Annotated in this window: 1 protein-coding gene; it reads left to right on the top strand. The window is 71.8% G+C overall.

Annotation, left to right across the window (positions count from 1 at the left end; genetic code table 11):
- On the top strand, positions 1–4414 hold a 4414-nt coding region (locus ACWDZ6_RS33275), incomplete at both ends, for an SDR family NAD(P)-dependent oxidoreductase (RefSeq protein ID WP_451505815.1).

Raw genomic sequence — 4414 nt, forward strand, 5'->3', positions numbered from 1 at the left:
GTGATGAGGGTCATCTGTTCACCGGCCGGCTCTCTGCCGCCGGTCAGCCCTGGCTGACCGACCATGCCGTGTTCGGCACCGTTCTGGTCCCGGGCGCCGGGCTGCTGGAACTCGCCCTTGCTGCCGCACAGCGCATCGGAGCCGCGGGAATCGGCGAACTGACCATCCTCGAACCCCTTGTACTGCGCGACGCCGTCCGTCTCCAGGTCAAGGTCGCCGCCCCTGACGGCGGCACCACCCGCACCATCGACATCCACAGCCGCGCCGAAGACGCCCCCGACGGCGTCTGGCGACACCACGCCACCGGCGAGCTGTTGTTGGAACACACCGCCGGGACCGATCCTGACCAGGCCGCCGAATTCGCCGAACTCGCCCAGTGGCCGGTCCCCGGCACCGAGCGCGTGCCGCTCGACGGCTACTACGACAGTCTCGCCACTCTGGGCCTGGAGTACGGCCCCGCCTTCCGGGGCCTGACCGAGTTGTGGCGGGGGGACGGCACGGCCTACGGACTCGTCCGGCTCCCGGACGGGCTGACGGGACAGGCGTACGGAATCCATCCGGCGCTCCTCGACGCCTCCCTGCACGGGCTCGCAGAACTCGCGGGGCCGGGGGAGGAGGGGACCGAGCCCGGTGTTCTGCTGCCGTTCGAATGGAGAGGGGTGGAATGCTGGGCAGTGGGAGGCACCACTCTCAGGGTGCGCCTCCAGCTCGACGGCGCGGGAGGCACCGCCCGTCTCTGGGCCGCCGACACCGAGGGCAGGCCCGTCGCGCGGGCGCGTCGCCTCGAACTACGTGAGGCGACCATCGGGCAGATTCGCTCCGGCGAACCGCTGGAGCATGTGTACGCCGTGGAGTTCCGGCCGCTGCGGGCGCTCGCCGCGGAGCCAATCTCCGGCCCGGTGTGGGTGCTCGGCGCGGCCGGCGGCTCGGCCGCCGCACTGCCGACTGCCCTTGATGCGGAGCCCTTCGTCGACCTGGAAGCCCTGTTCGCGCACCTCGACGGCGGAAACGAAGCCCCGCGCCGGCTGGTCGTGGACGCGACGGGCGGGCAGTCGGCAGACGGCTCGGCCGACGATGTACAGGCCGTCCGACAGGCCGTGCTTGACGCGCTGAGCACCGCACAGCGGCTGCTGGCCGAGCCGAGGCTCGAAGCCGCCGAGCTTGTCTGGATCACCCGTGGCAGCGTGGCCGCCACCGACGACGACCGTCTCGACGGCGCGGCGCATGCCGCCGTGTGGGGACTGGTGCGTGCCATACGCGCCGAGCACCCGGACCGGGCCGTCCGCCTCGCGGACCTGGACACCGGCCTGGACACCGACCTGGCCGACCGGCACGTGATCGAGCAGGCGCTGTCGGCCTCCGGCGAGGACGAGATCGCCGTCCGTGACGGGAAGATTCTCGTAGCACGACTGGCACCGGTCACGGCCGGAGCCGTGGAAACCGCCGGCGCCGCGGAACAGGCCGGCTCCGCGAGGGTGCTGGACCCGCACGGCTCCGTCCTCATCACCGGCGGCACCGGCGAGTTGGGACAGCTGCTGGCCCACCACCTCGTCGGCGAGCACGGTGTGCGCCACCTGGTGCTCACCTCCCGTCGCGGACCGGACGCCCCCGGAGCGGACGACCTCGTACGAGAACTCCGCGCGGCCGGGGCCGGGACCGTACAGGTCGTCGCCTGCGACCTGGCCGAGCGGGACCAGGTGGCGGCCGTGCTGTCGTCCCCCGCGCCCGAGCACCCGTGGACGGGTGTGTTCCATCTGGCCGGTGTCGTCGACGACGGCATGCTTGCGGACCAGGATGCGGAACGGTTCGACCGGGTACTGGCACCCAAGGTCGCGGGCGCCGCGCATCTGCGGGAGCTCACCGAGGAGGCAGGCCTCGGCGCCTTCGTACTCTTCTCCTCCCTCTCCGGTGTCCTCGGCGGCCCCGGGCAGAGCAGCTACGCCTCGGCCAACGCCTATCTGGACGCCATGGCGGCCCGGATGCGGCGTGCGGGCCGCGCGGCCACCAGCCTTTCCTGGGGCATGTGGGAGCAGAGCGGTGCGGGCATGGCCTCGAACCTCGGTCAGGCCGACCTCGCGCGTATGCGCCGTCAGGGCGTCGGCGCCCTGTCCGCACGGCAGGGACTGCGGGCGCTGGACGCCGCACTGGCCGGGACAAGCGCCCACCTCGTTCCGGTCCGCCTCGCACTGGCCGCACTTCAGCGCGCGGCGGACAAGGGCGCCGACGTTGCCGGGCTGCTGCGCTCTCTCGTACGCATCCGGCCCCGCCGGGCCGACAGCGGAGCAGCCGGGTCGTCGGACCTCAGCGGCCGGCTGGCCGCACTCCCGCAGGAGCAGCGGCTGCGGACCCTGGTCCAGCTCGTACGGAGCGAGACCGCGGCGGTCGTGGGTGGTTCGGGCCCGGACGGCATCGGCGAGCAGCAGGTCTTCCAGGAGCTCGGCATGGACTCCATGACCTCAGTCGAGCTGCGCCGCCGCCTGTCCGCGGCGACCGGGCTGCCGCTGCCCTCCACCCTCGCCTTCGACTACCCCACGCCGACCGCCGTGGCGCAGCTGCTCCTTGAACGGCTGTCCCGCACCGCGAAGAAGCGGACCCCCGCCCGTTCTGCCGACACCGGACATGCACCCGGCGAACCGCTCGCCGTCGTGTCGATGGCGTGCCGGCTGCCGGGCGGGATCGACACGCCGGAGGGCTTCTGGGAGCTGCTGGCGTCGGGCGGGGACGCCATCGGGAGCTTCCCGGAGCGCTGGGACTCACTCGACGTGTACGACCCCGACCCCGAGACCGTCGGCAAGAGCTACATCCGTTCCGGCGGATTCCTGGAGGGCATCGAGCGTTTCGACGCGTCGTTCTTCGGCATCAGCCCGCGCGAGGCCGTGTCCATGGACCCGCAGCAGCGGCTGGTTCTCGAGGCGTCGTGGGAGGCGCTGGAGCGGGCGGGTGTGCGGTCCGAGGAGCTCGTCGGCAGCCGGACCGGTGTGTATCTGGGCACGATGGGCTCCGACTACGGAAGCCAGGGCAACCTGGACACCCTCGACGGCTACTTCGGCACCGGAAACGCCAGCAGTGTCCTGTCGGGGCGGGTGTCGTACGCGCTGGGTCTGCAAGGCCCGTGCATGACGGTCGACACGGCCTGCTCCTCCTCTCTTGTTTCCCTTCACCTGGCCGCGCAGGCGCTGCGGAGCGGCGAGTGCGAACTGGCTCTGGCGGGCGGCGTGACGGTGATGTCCACGCCGACGCCGTTCGTGGAGTTCTCCCGACTCAAGGGCCTGGCCGCCGACGGCCGGTGCAAGTCGTTCTCCGCGCTTTCCGACGGCACGGGCTGGTCGGAGGGTGTGGGTGTGCTGGTGCTCAAGCGGCTGTCGGCCGCGCAGCGCGACGGTGACCGGGTGCTTGCGGTGATCCGCGGCTCGGCGGTCAACCAGGACGGACGCAGCCAGGGACTCACCGCCCCCAACGGCCCCTCGCAGCAGCGGGTCGTGCGGGAGGCGCTGGAGGCGGCGCACCTGACCGCCGACGACATCGACGCGATCGAGGCGCATGGCACCGGTACGTCTCTGGGTGACCCGATCGAGGCGGGCGCGCTGGCCGAGGTGTTCGGCCCCGGGCGCGACGCCGAGCGGCCGGTCTTCCTGGGCTCGTCGAAGTCGAACATTGGCCACGCGCAGGCCGCGGCAGGTGTCGTCGGCGTCATCAAGACCATCCTCGCCCTGCAGAACGAGAAGCTGCCCAAGACCCTGCACGCCGAAGAGCCTTCGCCGCTCATCGAGTGGGCGGACAGCGGCCTCCAGCTCCTTCAGGAAGCCCGGCCCTGGGCACGGGAGGAGGGACGTCCGCGCCGGGCGGGTGTGTCGTCGTTCGGCCTGAGCGGCACCAACGCACACGTCGTACTGGAGGAAGCTCCGGCCGCCGAGACTGCCGCCCAAGTTGCGGACGCCGAACCCACTTCCGGCGTGCCGGTGGTGGTGTCGGGCCAGAGCGAGGGGGCGTTGCGGGAGCAGGCCGGCCGTTGGGCGTTGTGGCTGGAGGGGCATGCGGATGTGCCGCTGGCGGGTGTGGCGGTGACGGCGGCCCGTCACCGCACCCACTTCGAGCAGCGGGCGAGTGTCACTGCCGACTCGGTGGCTGAGTTGGTGGAGGGGCTGCGGGCGGTTGCTGGGGGTGTGCCGCATGCGGGTGTGGTCGAAGGCGTGGCGTCGGCCGGGGGTGAGCTGGCGGTGTTGTTCACCGGGCAGGGCAGTCAGCGGATCGGTATGGGGCGTGAGCTGTATCAGTCGTTCCCGGTGTTCCGGCAGGTCTTCGACGAGGTGTGTGTTGCCCTGGAGCCGCATCTGCGGATGCCGTTGACCGGGGTGGTTTTCGCGGATGCGGACAGCGATGCTGCTGCGCTGGTTCATCAGACGGAGTTTGCGCA

It is taken from the genome of Streptomyces sp. NPDC002926 (genome assembly GCF_053591755.1).